Annotated in this window: 15 protein-coding genes; 10 read left to right on the forward strand and 5 right to left on the reverse strand. The window is 41.7% G+C overall.

The features are described 5' to 3' along the window. Positions 1 to 5 precede the first annotated feature (5 nt). On the reverse strand, positions 6 to 2,669 hold the full coding sequence (gene aceE / locus A3EO_RS0101860) for a pyruvate dehydrogenase (acetyl-transferring), homodimeric type (protein WP_018345750.1): 2,664 nt from the start codon (positions 2,667 to 2,669) through the stop codon (positions 6 to 8). A 371-nt stretch (positions 2,670 to 3,040) separates the two neighbouring features. Between aceE and rimO the strand changes: the two genes are divergently transcribed. Together rimO and msrB are read left to right on the forward strand one after the other, a co-directional pair. Then, positions 3,041 to 4,378, forward strand: coding sequence for a 30S ribosomal protein S12 methylthiotransferase RimO (gene rimO / locus A3EO_RS0101870; protein ID WP_018345752.1), 1,338 nt, complete (start codon positions 3,041 to 3,043; stop codon positions 4,376 to 4,378). 120 nt (positions 4,379 to 4,498) lie between these two features. Beyond that, a complete protein-coding gene (gene msrB, locus A3EO_RS0101875; protein WP_018345753.1) occupies positions 4,499 to 5,461 on the forward strand; it encodes a peptide-methionine (R)-S-oxide reductase MsrB in 963 nt (320 codons plus the stop codon). Between the two features lie 75 nt (positions 5,462 to 5,536). Here msrB and pepA read toward each other — a convergent pair whose 3' ends face one another. Then, positions 5,537 to 7,045, reverse strand: a complete 1,509-nt coding sequence (gene pepA / locus A3EO_RS0101880; protein ID WP_018345754.1) for a leucyl aminopeptidase — start codon at positions 7,043 to 7,045, stop codon at positions 5,537 to 5,539. A 182-nt stretch (positions 7,046 to 7,227) separates the two neighbouring features. Here pepA and lptF point away from each other — a divergent pair, with 182 nt between their 5' ends. Next, complete coding sequence (gene lptF / locus A3EO_RS0101885; RefSeq protein ID WP_018345755.1) at positions 7,228 to 8,319, forward strand: LPS export ABC transporter permease LptF; 1,092 nt, start codon at positions 7,228 to 7,230, stop codon at positions 8,317 to 8,319. A 3-nt stretch (positions 8,320 to 8,322) separates the two neighbouring features. After that, positions 8,323 to 9,393 (forward strand): LPS export ABC transporter permease LptG, encoded by a 1,071-nt coding sequence (gene lptG, locus A3EO_RS0101890; protein ID WP_018345756.1) that lies wholly within the window; start codon positions 8,323 to 8,325, stop codon positions 9,391 to 9,393. Between the two features lie 81 nt (positions 9,394 to 9,474). Here lptG and A3EO_RS0101895 read toward each other — a convergent pair whose 3' ends face one another. Then, the gene (locus A3EO_RS0101895) at positions 9,475 to 10,143 is read right to left on the reverse strand and encodes a YtjB family periplasmic protein (protein ID WP_018345757.1); all 669 of its coding nucleotides are present in this window, start codon (positions 10,141 to 10,143) and stop codon (positions 9,475 to 9,477) included. An 86-nt stretch (positions 10,144 to 10,229) separates the two neighbouring features. On the opposite strand from A3EO_RS0101895, the gene serB reads away from it, so the two are divergent. The 6 genes from serB (at position 10,230) to A3EO_RS0101925 (ending at position 14,772) form a co-directional block, all read left to right on the forward strand. Continuing rightward, positions 10,230 to 11,156 (forward strand): phosphoserine phosphatase, encoded by a 927-nt coding sequence (gene serB, locus A3EO_RS0101900; RefSeq protein ID WP_018345758.1) that lies wholly within the window; start codon positions 10,230 to 10,232, stop codon positions 11,154 to 11,156. A gap of 12 nt (positions 11,157 to 11,168) precedes the next feature. Continuing rightward, a complete protein-coding gene (locus A3EO_RS0101905; protein ID WP_018345759.1) occupies positions 11,169 to 11,660 on the forward strand; it encodes a YajQ family cyclic di-GMP-binding protein in 492 nt (163 codons plus the stop codon). Positions 11,661 to 11,681: 21 nt separating this feature from the next. Further along, on the forward strand, positions 11,682 to 11,849 hold the full coding sequence (locus A3EO_RS13455) for a DUF5363 family protein (RefSeq protein ID WP_018345760.1): 168 nt from the start codon (positions 11,682 to 11,684) through the stop codon (positions 11,847 to 11,849). 84 nt (positions 11,850 to 11,933) lie between these two features. Then, positions 11,934 to 13,949, forward strand: coding sequence for an NAD-dependent DNA ligase LigA (gene ligA, locus A3EO_RS0101915; protein WP_018345761.1), 2,016 nt, complete (start codon positions 11,934 to 11,936; stop codon positions 13,947 to 13,949). Positions 13,950 to 14,152: 203 nt separating this feature from the next. Continuing rightward, positions 14,153 to 14,419: an AbrB/MazE/SpoVT family DNA-binding domain-containing protein gene (locus A3EO_RS0101920; protein WP_018345762.1), complete on the forward strand. Its 267-nt coding sequence runs from the start codon at positions 14,153 to 14,155 to the stop codon at positions 14,417 to 14,419. Continuing rightward, positions 14,419 to 14,772: a type II toxin-antitoxin system PemK/MazF family toxin gene (locus A3EO_RS0101925; RefSeq protein WP_018345763.1), complete on the forward strand. Its 354-nt coding sequence runs from the start codon at positions 14,419 to 14,421 to the stop codon at positions 14,770 to 14,772. Before A3EO_RS0101920 ends, A3EO_RS0101925 begins: the two co-directional genes overlap by 1 nt. Positions 14,773 to 14,865: 93 nt before the next feature. Here A3EO_RS0101925 and A3EO_RS13775 read toward each other — a convergent pair whose 3' ends face one another. Together A3EO_RS13775 and A3EO_RS0101935 are read right to left on the reverse strand one after the other, a co-directional pair. After that, positions 14,866 to 14,988 carry a hypothetical protein gene (locus A3EO_RS13775; RefSeq protein ID WP_256940400.1) on the reverse strand — a complete coding sequence of 41 codons (123 nt, stop codon included), beginning with the start codon at positions 14,986 to 14,988 and terminating at the stop codon, positions 14,866 to 14,868. A gap of 118 nt (positions 14,989 to 15,106) precedes the next feature. Next, positions 15,107 to 15,523 carry a type II toxin-antitoxin system HicB family antitoxin gene (locus A3EO_RS0101935; protein ID WP_018345765.1) on the reverse strand — a complete coding sequence of 139 codons (417 nt, stop codon included), beginning with the start codon at positions 15,521 to 15,523 and terminating at the stop codon, positions 15,107 to 15,109. Between the last annotated feature and the right edge of the window lie 32 nt (positions 15,524 to 15,555).

Consider the following 15,555-nt stretch of genomic DNA (forward strand, 5'->3'; position numbering starts at 1 on the left):
GTTAATTATGCGTGTAAAGAGTACGCTTTATCAGTATCAATACCATATTTCTTAATGGCTTCAACCAACACTTGCTTATCTAAAGTGCCGGCTTTCACTAATTGAGATAATGCCGCCACTGCAACGTGATGTGCATCAACTTCAAAGTGTGAACGTAAATTTTCACGGCTGTCTGAACGTCCGAAACCATCAGTACCTAACACCAAATAGCTGCTTGCCGGAACATACGCACGAACCTGATCAGCAAATAGACGCATATAGTCGGTTGCCGCAATTGCCGGCGCATCATTCATCACTTTAGTGATATATGGCACTTTTGCTTCTTCTTCCGGATGCAAAGTGTTGTAACGTTCAATTTCGTTACCTTCTCTTGCTAACTCAGTAAATGAAGTTACGCTATAAACATCTGAAGATACACCAAAGTCATTTGCCAATAATTGTGCTGCTTCACGTACGTGACGAAGGATTGCACCTGAACCTAATAACTGAACTTTACCTTTACCTTGACCGGTTACGGTTTCAAATTTGTAGATACCTTTACGAATACCTTCTTCCGCACCTTTCGGCATTGCCGGTTGATCGTAAGTTTCGTTCAATGTAGTGATGTAGTAATAAACATCTTCTTGATCCGGACCATACATACGACGTACACCATCTTGAATAATCACCGGCACTTCAAATGCAAATGCAGGGTCATAAGCAACACAGCTTGGGATGGTTAATGCTTGAATATGGCTGTGTCCATCTTCGTGTTGTAAACCTTCACCGTTCAAGGTTGTACGACCGGATGTACCACCAATCATAAAGCCTCTCGCACGTTGGTCACCTGCTAGCCACATTAAATCACCGACACGTTGGAAACCGAACATTGAATAGTAAACGAAGAACGGAATCATTGGTAAATCATTGGTACTGTATGAAGTCGCTGCCGCTAACCAAGATGAAGTTGCGCCCTGTTCATTAATACCTTCTTGCAATACCTGTCCATCAATCGCTTCACGATAATAGGCAACCTGTTCGCGGTCTTGCGGAACATAGTGCTGACCGTGTGGATTGTAGATACCGATTTGACGGAATAAACCTTCCATACCGAAAGTACGTGCTTCATCAGCTACGATTGGAACGATATGTTTACCGATAGATTTATCTTTCAATAAAACATTTAAGGTACGGACAAATGCCATTGTGGTTGAAATTGGACGTGCTTGAGCTTCAAACAATTGTGAGAACTCTTCAATTCCAGGCACTTTGAATTCTTGCGTAAAGCGTGGTAAACGGGTTGGTAAATAACCCTGTAACGCTTGGCGGCGTTCGTGAAGATATTTGTACTCATCTGAGCCTTCAGCGAATGTCACATATGGAAGTTTTTCAAGATCCGCATCGGAAACAGGCACATTGAATTGATCACGAACGTGTTTAACGCCGGAAAGATCCATTTTCTTAACTTGGTGAGCAATATTCTTACCTTCTGCTGCATCACCCATACCGTAACCCTTGATAGTTTTAACAAGGATAACAACCGGTTTGCCTTTAACCTGTTTCGCTTTATTGAAGGCAGCAAATACTTTAATCGGATCGTGACCACCACGGTTTAATGCCCAGATTTCATCATCTGTCATATCTTTCACTAATTCCGCAGTTTCAGGATAACGACCGAAGAAGTGTTCACGAACATAAGCACCATCTTTAGATTTGAAGTTTTGATAGTCACCGTCAACCACTTCCATCATTAATTGCAGTAATTTACCGGAAGTATCTTTCTGCAATAGACGATCCCAACGACGACCCCAAATTACTTTAATCACTTCCCAACCGGCACCGTTAAAGTTGCTTTCCAATTCTTGGATAATTTTACCGTTACCAGTTACTGGACCATCCAAACGTTGTAAGTTACAGTTGATAACAAAGATCAAGTTATCCAATTTTTCACGTGCAGCGAATGCAATCGCACCGCGTGATTCAACTTCATCCATTTCACCGTCACCAAGGAATGCATAAACGGTTTGATCTGAAGTATCTTTCAAGCCACGATTGTGTAAATATTTTAAGAAGCGTGCATTATAAATTGCGTTCAATGGTCCTAAGCCCATTGAAACAGTAGGGAATTGCCAAAATTCTGGTAATAAACGAGGGTGAGGATAAGAAGAAAGACCTTTTCCGTGAACTTCTTGACGGAAATTATCCATCTGTTCTTCGGTTAAACGACCTTCAACAAAGGCACGAGCATAAATTCCCGGTGCGATATGACCTTGGAAGAACACCAAGTCACCGCCATTTTTCTCATTACGCGCTTTAAAGAAGTGGTTGAAACAAACTTCATATAATGTTGCGGAAGATTGGAATGATGCCATATGTCCGCCTAATTCAAGACCTTTTTTAGAGGCGCGCAATACAGCCATAATCGCATTCCAACGAATTGCACTGCGGATGCGACGCTCAAGGTCTAAATTACCCGGATAATTAGGTTCTTCACTAACAGGAATGGTATTAATATAATCTGTTGTCATTCCGGTAGGAAGTGAAATGTCATTAGCTCTTGCACGTTGAATGAGTTGTTCAATGATATATTGAGCTCTTTCAACACCTTCTTCACGAATTACTGAATCGATTGCCAACATCCAATCGTTGGTTTCAATCGGATCCACGTCATTTTTTACCATATCCGACATGGGCTATTCCTTTTATCTTATTGTGGTTAAAAAAATGTGTGATGCACAAAACAACTTGCTGCACACCACCCAACTGAAAAAAGTGGTTAATTAAATTTTCTGCTCTTTTAGGGCTTCACAATTTATTAACTAATTTTAGAAATTTTATTAGATTTTTTGAAATAAAGATAGAAAAAATTTGTCTTACCATAGCAAAACCAGCCGATTTTGTCTATTTTTTTACCATCCATTTTTTGGCATAACTACAAAGGATTAGCTATTTATAACAAGGCGTTACTTCAAATTGCCCTGATAAAAATTCGCTTTCTATCGACAAATTCTGTACAATTCGCCACCTACTGAAATTCCATTACAAAATAGATAACAAAATTATGACAACAACAACTCCGAATATCGGCTTTTTAAGCCTTGGTTGCCCTAAAAATTTAGTTGATTCCGAACGTATTTTGACCGAACTGCGTGCGGAGGGTTATAACATTGTGCCGAGTTATGACAATGCCGATTTAGTGATCGTCAATACCTGCGGTTTTATCGACAGCGCGGTTCAGGAATCATTGGAAGCAATCGGCGAAGCTTTAGAAGAAAACGGCAAAGTTATCGTTACCGGTTGCTTAGGTGCTAAAGAAAATCAAATCAGAGAAGTGCATCCTAAAGTGCTTGAAATTACCGGCCCACACAGTTATGAAGCGGTAATGACGCACGTCCACAAATATGCCCCGAAACCGGAATATAACCCTTATCTCAATGTGGTGCCGAAACAAGGGGTAAAATTAACGCCTAAACATTATGCTTACGTTAAAATTTCAGAAGGCTGCGATCACCGTTGCACTTTCTGCATTATTCCATCTATGCGCGGTGATCTTGACAGCAGACCGATCAACACCATTTTGGATGAAGCAAAACGTTTAGTTGATGCCGGCGTTAAAGAGTTGTTGATCGTTTCTCAAGATACTTCCGCTTATGCGTTGGATAAAAATCAAAAAAAACAAAAAAGCAAAACTGTTTTCTGGAATGGAATGCCGATTAAAAATGATTTAATTACGCTTTGCGAACAGCTTGGAACATTAGGCGTTTGGGTGCGTCTACATTATGTTTACCCTTATCCACACGTTGATAAGCTGATTCCTTTGATGGCACAAGGCAAAATTTTGCCTTATTTAGATATTCCGTTACAACACGCCAGTCCGAAAATTCTAAAAGCAATGAAACGTCCGGGTTTAATCGAACGCACATTGGAACGCATTAAACAGTGGCGTGAAATCTGTCCGGAACTGACATTACGCTCAACATTTATTGTCGGTTTTCCAGGTGAAACTGAAGAAGATTTCCAAATGTTATTAGATTTTATTCAAGAAGCACAACTGGATCGTGTCGGCTGTTTCAAATTCAGCCCGGTTGAAGGTGCGGTAGCCACAGAAATGGCAGAACAAGTGCCGGAAGAGGTGAAAGAGGAACGTTTCCACCGCTTTATGCAACTACAGCAACAAATCTCTGCACAGCGTTTACAACAAAAAATCGGTAAAACTTTGCCGGTGATGATTGATGAAATTGATGAAGAAGGCATTATCGGTCGCTCAATGGCGGATGCACCGGAAATTGACGGCGTGGTTTACATTGATAATATCAGTGAGCAGCAAGTCAAAGTCGGCGAAGTGGTGATGGCAACCATTCATAATGCCGATGAATACGATTTATGGGCAACCATCTAACCGTTATCTAACTGTTGTTGCAGTGGGGAGAAGTTCTCCCTACCCTACTGCCAAACGTTAACATCAATGCCTAATGTGTTGCTTGCTCAGTGCAAATTGTTTTCATTTTGTGAGGTATAAATGACAGAACAAAACAAAATCCAAACCAGTGAAATTTATCTTGCAGGCGGTTGTTTTTGGGGATTAGAAGCCTACTTTGCCGCTATTGGCGGTGTCTTGAATGCCGAATCAGGTTATGCCAACGGTGACAGTGAAAATCCAAGTTATCAACAGGTTTGCAACGGCAGTGGCCACGCCGAAACGGTCAAAGTCAGTTATGATGCCTCTCAAATCAATTTGGCAACATTGCTTGAGTACTATTTCCGCGTTATCGATCCGACCAGTTTAAATCGTCAAGGAAATGATCACGGTGTGCAGTATCGCTCCGGCATTTATTATACTGATGCGCACCAAAAACCGATTATTGATGCGGCAATGGCACGCGAACAGCAAAAATGGCAACAACCTTTGTTGGTTGAGGTGCAGCCGTTACAAAACTACTATCCTGCTGAAGCGTATCACCAACACTATTTAGAGAAAAATCCGGGCGGATATTGCCATATTGATCTGAGAAAAGCAGACGATGTCATTATTGATGCCAATAAATACCACAAGCCTACTGCAGCAGAGATCGAACAGAAATTAAATGAAGAGTCGTTTGCCGTTACCCAACAAAATGCTACCGAACGCCCTTTTTTAAATCGTTACTGGGATTTTTTTGAGAAAGGTTTATATGTCGATATTATCAGCGGTGAACCGCTTTTTGCCTCCTCTGATAAATTTCCGTCACAATGTGGCTGGCCAAGTTTCAGTAAACCGATTTCATCCGATGTGGTTATTTATCACCGCGACACCAGTCACGGAATGATCCGTACCGAAGTGCGTTCTCGTATTGCCGATGCGCATTTAGGGCACGTTTTTGAAGATGGCCCGCTCGAAACCGGTGGCTTGCGTTACTGCATCAACAGTGCCGCATTGCGTTTTATTCCCTTTGCGGAATTGGCACAAAACGGTTATGGCTATCTGCAAAAACGGATTAAATAGCAACCGCTTAAAATGACAAAGCGGTGTGGATCTTAAACCTCCACACCGCTTTTTATTTGAAGTTATTTCTGCTTGTTAAATATCAAATTTAACATTGGCACGATTCAGTAAGAACTGCACCAATAATGAAACCGGACGACCGGTTGCGCCTTTATCGGCACCCTGTTTCCACGCTGTGCCGGCGATATCCAAATGCGCCCAATTATATTTTTTAGTGAAATTCGCTAAGAAACAAGCAGCGGTAATCGCGCCACCCCAACGCCCGCCGACATTCGCCAAATCAGCAAAATTAGATTTCAATAAATCGTTATATTCGTCATTCATCGGCAAACGCCACGCTTTGTCGTTAGACTGATCCGCCGCACTCTGCAACTCATTGGCAAGATTATTTAACGGTGAAAACAGACCGCTGTTGACGCTCGCTAACGCCACCACACAAGCACCGGTCAAAGTTGCGATATCGATCACTACATCCGGATCAAAACGTTCTACATAAGTCAACGCATCGCACAGCACCAAACGCCCTTCGGCATCGGTATTCAACACCTCTACAGTTAAACCGGACATTGTGGTCAAAATATCACCCGGACGATAGGCATTGCCGCCCGGCAAGTTTTCGCAGCCAGCCAACACACCAATCACATTTAACGGTAAATTCAATTCGGCAACGGCTCGCATTACACCATAAACGGTTGCTGCACCGCACATATCATATTTCATCTCATCCATACCAGCACCCGGCTTCAATGAAATACCGCCAGAATCAAAAGTTAGCCCTTTTCCGACAAAAACGATTGGTTTTGCATCAGGATCAGGATTATTTTTAAATTCAATGATCGACATAAAGGCTTCATTACGCGATCCTTGTGAAACCGCCAAATAGGATTTCATTCCCAATTTTTCCATCTGTTGCTCATCGACCACGTGGCTGTTCAGCGAATCATAATTTTGCGCCAATTCAATCGCTTTATCAGCTAAATAACGTGGCGTGCAAATATTTGGTGGCATATTGGCTAGATCTTTCGTTTCTTTAATGCCGTTACTGATCGCCATTGCGTGTTGAATTGCAGACTCAGCAAGCGGTAATTCACGGCGCATCGGAACATTGAATACTATTTTACGTAATTCACGTCTAATTTCCGTTTTCACTCGTTTAAATTGCGTAAAACTATATAAAGATTCCTGAGCTGCTTCCACCGCCAAACGCACATTCCAGTAAATGTTGCGCCCTTTAACGTGCAAGCCGGTTAAATAACAAACCGCCTCCATTGAGCCGGTTTCATTTAACACTCTCACTGTTTTTTGAATAATCTGTTTATATTGTCTTTCATCCAATTCACGCTCTTTACCGCAACCGACCAATAAAATGCGATCTGCCGGAATATTAGGAACGTGATGCAATAACAAGGTCTGTCCAACTTTTCCTTCAATATCGCCACGTCGTAATAACGCACTGATATAACCTGCACTGATATTATCCAACTGCTCTGCCGATGCAGATAAACGACGCGGTTCGAAAACACCAACCACTAAACACGCAGTACGTTGTTTTTCAACACTACCGTTTTTGACACTAAATTCCATATTGATATTCCTTCACTATGATTTCTATTGTTGTTAGGCCCTGAAACAAGGTATTATATGCGCCTGAATTTATGTTTTTGAAAAAACTTGAAAACAGATCTACTTGTGAGAACGATTGATTAAAGTATCGTTTTTTATAAAAAAATCAAGCAAAAATAAAGAGAAAACACAGGTCAGCTGCCGTGATTTTGACAAAATATCTAATCAAAGAGACATTAAAAAGCCAACTGGCTATTTTATTTATTTTACTCGTCATTTTTTTAGCACAACAACTTGTCCGCGTTTTAGGCTCTGCCGTCAACGGTAATGTGCCGGTTGATGTCATTTTGCCGCTGCTTGGATTAGGAATGCCGACAATGGCGCAATTAATGTTGCCGCTAAGTCTGTTTTTAGCCCTTTTACTCACTTTAGGCAGATTATACAGCGAAAGCGAAATTACCGTGATGCAGGCGTGCGGCATCGGGCCGAATGCTTTGGTTAAAGTCGGATTGATACTCTCGATCGTTACCGCTGCCATTGCTGCTTATAACTCGCTTTATCTCACGCCGTGGGCATTAAAAAAACAGGTGGAAGTGGTAGAAAATGCAAAAGCCAATCCAAGTGCCTCCGCCATTACACCGGGGCAATTTATCTCCTCTAATAACGGCAATTTCGTACTGTTTGTTGATAAAGTGAAAGGTGATCAACTTTCCGATATTTATCTGTTCCAAACCAGACAGGTCGGCAAAGTGAAACCGTCTGTCATTGTTGCGGAACAAGGTAATTTCTCTACGGCGAAAGATGGCAGCCAAACATTGGCATTAAAAAACGGCGAACGCTTTGAAGGCAGTGCCGTGTTGCCGGAATTCCGTGTTACACATTTTCAGGATTATTTAGCCTTCTTAGCCTTTAATCCGGCAAAAGCGGAAGAAGCCGATCTTGATATGCAGGACAGCAACGCTTTATTGAAAAACAGCTCTGCCAATGCCAAAGCTGAATTGCAATGGCGTATCAGCCTGTTTTTAGCCGTGCCATTGATGATGTTAATTGCCATTCCATTGAGTAAGGTTAATCCTCGTCAAGGGCGTTTCGCCAAAATCATACCGGCGCTGTTGCTCTATTTAATCTATTTTTTATTGCAAAGTTCACTCAAAACCGCCGGCATCAATGGCAAAATTGAATCTCACTACTGGATGATTTTAGTCAATATGCTGTTTTTACTTTTAGGCATCGTCCTCAACTCTGCCACCATTCAGAGTAAATTCACCCAACTGTTTAAACGAGCAAGAGGTTAATCTATGTTTAATACCTTAGATCGTTATATCGGCAAAACGATTTTAGCCACTATTTTTGTTGTTTTATTTTTATTGGTCGGGCTTTCCGCCATTATCAAATTTGTTGAGCAGTTCCGCGCTATCGGTGAAGGAAATTACGACACCGCCAAAGCAATCGCTTACACCCTGCTCACGATGCCGAAAGATATTGAAACCTTTTTCCCAATGGCGGCACTGCTCGGTGCTTTAATCGGTTTAGGATCGTTGGCATCAAACAGTGAGCTGGTGGTAATGCAAGCCTCCGGTTTTTCACGTTTTCAAATCGGTTTATCGGTAATGAAAGTGGCGATCCCATTGATTATCCTCAATATGGCATTGGGTGAATGGGGAATCCCACAGACGGAGCAGTTTGCAAGAGAAATGCGTTATAAATCGCTTACTGGTGGTTCACTGCTTTCGGTTAAAGGTTCAGTATGGGCGAAAGATGGTAACAGTTTTGTTTATATTCAACATATTCCAAAAGAAAATCAGTTAAACGGTATTTATATCTATCAATTTGATCAAAACCGTAATCTGCAAAAAATGAGCCAAGCCAATCGTGCCACTTATGCCAATAATGAATGGCGCTTTAACCAAATTTCAGAATCGGAACTGAACGGCGATCACATCACCAATAAAAAATATCTGAATAAAGTGTGGCAAACCAGCATTACTCCGGATAAATTGGGAATGGTATCTTTGCGTCCGAGTATGCTCTCAATTACCGGTTTATCCGACTATATCCAATTTTTGAAAAATACCGGACAGGATACGAAAACGTTTGAACTCACCTACTGGCGAAAATTATTGCAACCGATTTCAATCAGCGTGATGATGCTGTTGGCACTTTCATTTATTTTCGGGCCTTTACGCAGCGTCACCTCCGGCGTGCGAGTGGTAACAGGTATCTGTTGTGGTTTTGCCTTTTATGTGTTGGATCAAGTGTTTGGACCATTAAGTTTAGTCTATAACATTCCGCCGTTTATCGGTGCATTGGCACCAAGTATCTTCTTCGCCGCCATTATTTGGTGGTTAATGGCGCATAAACGGCATTAATGCCTCACGTTTTAACAAATAAAAAGTGAGATCGCCAATCACGATCTCACTTTTTTATCACTTTTTTTCATTTTAGTTTCATCAGCGTTTAAAACGCCGGCGTTGTTGATGAAATGCTTTCGAACGCTGTTGATTTTCTTGACTTTTTCTTAACGTTCTCATCGGCACCAATTTAATTTTTCGCCGCCGGAAGAAATAGTGCAAACTGCTGGCGATCAGTGCTCCCACCAACAAAATCACTATCACTTCGGCATACAGATAACGGAATTGCTGATTAATCTTACTCTCACTGGTTTGCCCATATTGCCCGTCAAAAGTCACGCGTAAAAAACCAATCACACTATTGCCGTCAAAAATCGGCTCAACAATCTGTTGTGTTTGTTGCGGCGATTTTTCTCCCTCTAGCCCCAACTGTTGCCGTAAATTCAACGCATTGCGACTTTGTGCCAACAACTCGCCGTTACCGCTATAAACCGATGCATCCAACACAAATTTTTCTCGACTTAACGCCGTCAGCTGATCCGCCAATTTCTCGGCAGAAACATTATTATTTAATAAAGAGGAAAACAGATTAGCCTGCTGCCGCACCAAAATATGCGACAAATTGGACACTTGATTGATACTCGCTAATTGCGAACCGAATTTAAACTGATTGATGCCGAATAAAATAATCGCAATCGTAAAACCGCTAACCAGCAAAATTGCTATCAGCAGCAAAATTTTGACACTCTTCTCTCTTACCGTATGCAAGTTGTTACCTTTATATTTCTATTCTGAGCGATTTGTGATTAAATGCGGATTGTAGCTTTTCTTTTCATTCTAAAAAAGGTTTTTATATGCAAACTCTCGTTCCCGTAATCAATAAACCGGATAATTATCGTGCCGATCAGCAGCAATTTCTGCTCTATTGCCAACAGTTCGATGCCAAAAAATTAGCCCGGTTCAGTGCTCAAATTGCCGATCTTTCACTACTTGCCGAATGGGATATTTTTGATTATCACTGCGTGATGATGCAGCACGCCCAACCACAAAATTATATCGAGCTTGCGCACCAATACGGTTTTGATCTTTTTGTGATCAGCGGCTATCCCTTGCTTGAAAAAGACGGTTTACTGGTGATGGATATGGACTCCACTGCCATTCAAATTGAATGTATTGATGAGGTGGCAAAATTAGCCGGCACCGGCGAAATGGTTGCTGCGATTACAGAAAGCGCAATGCGCGGTGAACTTGATTTTAAACAGAGTTTACGCAAACGTGTCGGCACTTTAAAAGGTGCACCGGCAACCATTTTGGATCAAGTGCGCAATAATTTACCGATTATGCCCGGTTTAGAACGCACCCTTTCTGCATTGCAAAATCTCGGTTGGAAAGTGGCTATCGCTTCCGGCGGTTTTACCTATTTCGCTGAAGTGTTGCAAAAAAAATTCGGTTTGGTTGCCGTCCACGCCAACCGCTTTGCGATTGAAAACGGCATTTTAACCGGCGAAGTAGACGGCGAAATCGTGGATGCCCAATATAAAGCCAATGTATTACGCCAATTAACGCAACAATACCAAATTGAGCCGAACCAAACCATCGCCATCGGTGACGGTGCAAACGACCTATTAATGATGCAGACTGCGGCACTCGGCGTTGCTTATCACGCCAAACCGAAAGTGCAACAACAGGCGCAAACTATGGTAAACTTCGCAGACTTAACTGCGTTGTTGTGCATTTTGAGTGCCAACCAACAACAATATAATTTTCAACAACAAAAATAATGAGGAAATAAGATGCCTTCTTTTGATATTGTTTCAGAAATTACTATGCACGAAGTTAAAAATGCGGTGGATAATGCCAATCGTGATTTAAGCAATCGCTGGGATTTCCGCAATGTCAGTGCTTCGATTGAATTAAATGAAAAAAATGAAACCATCAAGGTTGCCACCGAATCCGATTTCCAAGTAGAACAATTAATTGATATTTTGCGTAATGCGATGCAAAAACGGAATATTGAGCCGAGTGCATTGGAAATTCCGGAAAATTATGAGCATAGCGGCAAAACCTACTCCAAAGAGATTAAAGTTAAACAGGGAATTGAAACCGATCTTGCGAAGAAAATCAGCAAAATGATCAAAGATTCCAAATTAAAAGTTCAAACCCAAATTCAAGGTGATAAAATTCGGGTTACCGGAAAATCCCGTGATGATTTACAAAGTGTAATTCAATTGGTCAAATCTGCTGAATTGGGGCAACCTTTCCAATTCAACAACTTCCGCGATTAACGCTGAATAAGGAGGAACACAATGCCGCAACGTGAAAAAACAAAACCGAGTATTTTTAAACAATGGCTGAAAAAATATGATGATTTCTGCCGTGAACTTGGCATTGATCAAGGTGCTTGCCGCAGTTGTGTTCCTATCTATAAACAAGATCCGGAAGCAGAAAAACCGGCAGAGAAAAAAGCCCGTTAATTAATCACTCACACTTAAATCATTACAGTTAATCGGTTATTACCGATTAACTTTTTTATTTCAAATTTTACATTAATGCACATTATGGACGATCTTCAACAACACATTGAACAATTAAGAATTGATCTTCGTTACCACGAATATCAATATCACGTTCTCGACAATCCGGTGATTCCGGATGCGGAATATGATCGAATGATGAACCAATTAAAACGTCTGGAAGCGGAACATCCGGAACTGATCACAGACGACTCACCGACCCAACGGGTCGGGGCAAAACCGGCGAACGGCTTTCAACAAATTCGCCACGAATTGCCGATGTTATCGCTTGATAACGCTTTCTCGGATGAAGAGTTCTTCGCCTTTATTCGCCGTATTGAAGATCGACTTGGTGTCTTGCCTGATCCGTTCACATTCTGCTGTGAACCAAAATTAGACGGCTTGGCAGTCAGCATTCTTTATGTCAACGGCAAATTAACACAAGCGGCAACACGTGGCGACGGTGTTACCGGTGAAGATATTACCGCCAACATCCGTACTATTCGCAATATTCCGCTACAATTACGCACGGCTACACCGCCGGCACGTTTAGAGGTGCGCGGTGAAGTCTTTATGCCGCACGACGGTTTTGAACGTTTAAACAATCACGCATTGGAACACGGCGAAAAAACCTTTGCCAATCCACGCAATGCCGCTGCCGGTTCCTTGCGTCAGCTCGATCCGCAAGTTACTTATCATCGTCCGTTAATGTTGAATGCTTACGGCATCGGCATTGCCGAAGGTGTGGAATTACCGAACACCCATTATGATCGTCTGCAATGGCTGAAAAGCATCGGCATTCCGGTGAATAAAGAGATCCGCCTTTGTAACGGCACGGCGGAAGTGTTGGGCTTTTATCGTTCCATCGCCGAAAAACGCAGCAGCCTCGGTTATGACATTGACGGCACAGTGTTAAAAGTGAACAGCATTCCATTGCAGGAACAGCTCGGTTTTATTTCCCGTGCACCACGTTGGGCGATTGCCTATAAATTCCCGGCACAGGAAGAATTAACCATTCTCAATGATGTTGAATTTCAGGTAGGACGCACCGGCGCAATCACACCGGTGGCGAAACTTGAACCGGTTTACGTTGCCGGCGTAACCGTCAGCAATGCGACATTGCACAATGGTGATGAAATTGCCCGTTTGGATATAGCTATCGGTGATACCGTGATTATCCGCCGTGCCGGTGATGTCATTCCACAAATTATCGGCGTGGTTCACGATCGCCGGCCGCCGGATGCCAAACCGATCATTTTCCCGACTCGCTGTCCGGTTTGTGATTCAGCAATCGTGCGTATTGACGGTGAAGCGGTCGCGCGTTGTACCGGCGGTTTAGTGTGTGAAGCGCAACGGAAAGAGGGCTTAAAACATTTCGTTTCACGCAAAGCAATGGATATTGACGGTGTCGGTGATAAATTAATCGAACAGCTGGTCGATCGTGAATATCTACATACGCCTGCCGATCTCTTCACCTTAAGCAAAGAAACCTTGATGGGGTTAGAGCGTATGGGGGCAAAATCAGCAGAAAAAGCGCTTGCCAGTATCGAAAAAGCGAAAAAAACCACCCTTGCCCGTTTCCTTTTTGCGTTGGGTATCCGTGAAGTTGGAGAAGCAACTGCACGCAATTTGGCTAACCATTTTCATACTTTGGAAAACATTAAAAACGCCACATTTGAACAGTTACAGCAGGTGCAAGATATCGGCGAAGTTGTCGCCAACCGCATTATTCTGTTCTGGCAAGAAGAGCATAACCGCAACGTTGTCGAAAAATTGATTGAACAGGGCGTAACTTGGGATGATGTTAGTGCCACAGAAATTGCCGACAATCCGCTTAAAGAAAAAACCGTCGTGCTGACCGGTACATTAACACAAATGACGCGCGATCAAGCGAAAGCATTGTTATTGCAGTTAGGCTGTAAAGTTGCCGGCAGTGTTTCCAGCAAAACCGATTTTGTTATTGCCGGTGATAACGCCGGTTCAAAATTGCAGAAAGCAGAAAGTTTGGGCGTAAAAGTCTTAACCGAACAGCAATTTTTAGACTTAATTTCTCAAGATTAACTTTCGCTACATCATCATAGCCCTCTGAAAGAGGGCTATGTTATCTGGGATTAAACGCGCCTTTTAGTTCATCACATTTTCAACCGGTACAGATTTGCTAAAAACCCAATAAACATCAGCAGATGATTGACATCAGATTAAAAAATGACACAATAACGTATCACTAAATGATACATCAACCAACGAACATAGGAAGATATCTGATGAATATGAGATTACAAATAAAACAATGGGGAAATAGTAAAGCCATTCGCCTACCAAAAGAGCTTACTCATTCTATGAACCTTGATATGGGTGATTTTTTAGAATTAGAACAAATTGATGATAATACACTTAGAGTAGTCGTTGTGCCTCATAAAAAAACAACAAAAAGATTAACATTAAACGAACGCATCGCAATGACTGCATCTAAAGAGTTACCTACCATCAAAGAATGGGATGATCTACAACCGACAGGAAGCGAAATTTAATGGCAAAATCTGCAATAAAAAGAGGCGACATCATCACAGTTTGCTTAAACCCAGTGGTTGGCAAAGAGTTGCAAGGTGAAAGACGCCCAGCATTAGTATTAAGCGATAAAACGTTTCATAATTTAGGCTTTATGATGATCGCACCTATTACGCAAGGAAATGCCGCACTTGCCAGAGATAACGGTTTTGCCATCACTCTAAGTGGAACCGGTTGTAAAACACAAGGAGTTATTGTTGCATACCAAGCCAGAATAATCGATTTTAGAGGCAGAAATGCCCAAAAAGTTGAATCTGTACCTAATTATGTTTTGTCTGAAGTACAAGATATTGTTGAAGCAATTTTAAGAGATTAATTTTTAACGACAAACAGTCAATACTGTCCGATGCCCGACCAAGAGATAATCGCTAAAAAATCATAGCCCTCTGTGAAAGGGGGCTATGTTAAGCTATTTCAAACCTCTAGAGAAAAGCTCATCCAATGTGGTTGCAGTGATTTTCTCCGGTTCATTTAAGCGTTTTTTCACGATCTGTTTAATAGTATCATCAATACGAATATTTAAATTAGCCATAAGTCCTCCTTTTGAATAAAGGTAAAACAAATGCAATTACCGTAACATAAATCAGCTGATATGCTATGGACATTAAAATGTCCTTTATTCAAAATCGTATTTCTATAATAAGAACAGACTATAAAATAGAAATTTCGAGTCTTTTGCCTAATGCTTGAAATGCTCTATTTAATGTGTCTATTTTTGTACTATGATTTAAATCAGTAATACGCTGCATTTCTTGCGGTTTTACGTGAATACGTCTCGCCAGTTCTACATTAGAGATATTTTGTTTAATCATTTCATTCAATAACATTACTTTAGTGGCAACACTTGGTGGCAATTCAATTAATACCTCCCCTTCTTTCGCCTCACTAGGTAATGGCACGCTTCGTTTGTCTTCAAAGTAGAAATCCATTGCAGTAACTAACGCATCTTTTGCCATAACTAAAGCATCATCATAGTTATCACCGCAGGTTATTGCCTCTGGAATATCTCTAAACGTTACCGAATATAATCCACTCTCTTCTCTCTCAAAAATCGCTGGGTATAACATATAAACCTCCTCAAAGATAGCCCTCTTAGATG

This window comes from Gallibacterium anatis DSM 16844 = F 149 (genome assembly GCF_000379785.1).
Taxonomy (GTDB): Bacteria; Pseudomonadota; Gammaproteobacteria; order Enterobacterales; family Pasteurellaceae; genus Gallibacterium; species Gallibacterium anatis.

Bases quoted from the DNA above. Each gene is read 5' to 3' on its own strand.
- aceE (WP_018345750.1), bottom strand. From the start codon at position 2,669: ATGTCGGATATGGTAAAAAATGACGTGGATCCGATTGAAACCAACGAT.
- rimO (WP_018345752.1), top strand. From the start codon at position 3,041: ATGACAACAACAACTCCGAATATCGGCTTTTTAAGCCTTGGTTGCCCT.
- msrB (WP_018345753.1), top strand. From the start codon at position 4,499: ATGACAGAACAAAACAAAATCCAAACCAGTGAAATTTATCTTGCAGGC.
- pepA (WP_018345754.1), bottom strand. From the start codon at position 7,045: ATGGAATTTAGTGTCAAAAACGGTAGTGTTGAAAAACAACGTACTGCG.
- lptG (WP_018345756.1), top strand. From the start codon at position 8,323: ATGTTTAATACCTTAGATCGTTATATCGGCAAAACGATTTTAGCCACT.
- serB (WP_018345758.1), top strand. From the start codon at position 10,230: ATGCAAACTCTCGTTCCCGTAATCAATAAACCGGATAATTATCGTGCC.
- A3EO_RS0101905 (WP_018345759.1), top strand. From the start codon at position 11,169: ATGCCTTCTTTTGATATTGTTTCAGAAATTACTATGCACGAAGTTAAA.
- A3EO_RS13455 (WP_018345760.1), top strand. From the start codon at position 11,682: ATGCCGCAACGTGAAAAAACAAAACCGAGTATTTTTAAACAATGGCTG.
- ligA (WP_018345761.1), top strand. From the start codon at position 11,934: ATGGACGATCTTCAACAACACATTGAACAATTAAGAATTGATCTTCGT.
- A3EO_RS0101920 (WP_018345762.1), top strand. From the start codon at position 14,153: ATGAATATGAGATTACAAATAAAACAATGGGGAAATAGTAAAGCCATT.
- A3EO_RS0101925 (WP_018345763.1), top strand. From the start codon at position 14,419: ATGGCAAAATCTGCAATAAAAAGAGGCGACATCATCACAGTTTGCTTA.
- A3EO_RS13775 (WP_256940400.1), bottom strand. From the start codon at position 14,988: ATGGCTAATTTAAATATTCGTATTGATGATACTATTAAACAGATCGTG.
- A3EO_RS0101935 (WP_018345765.1), bottom strand. From the start codon at position 15,523: ATGTTATACCCAGCGATTTTTGAGAGAGAAGAGAGTGGATTATATTCG.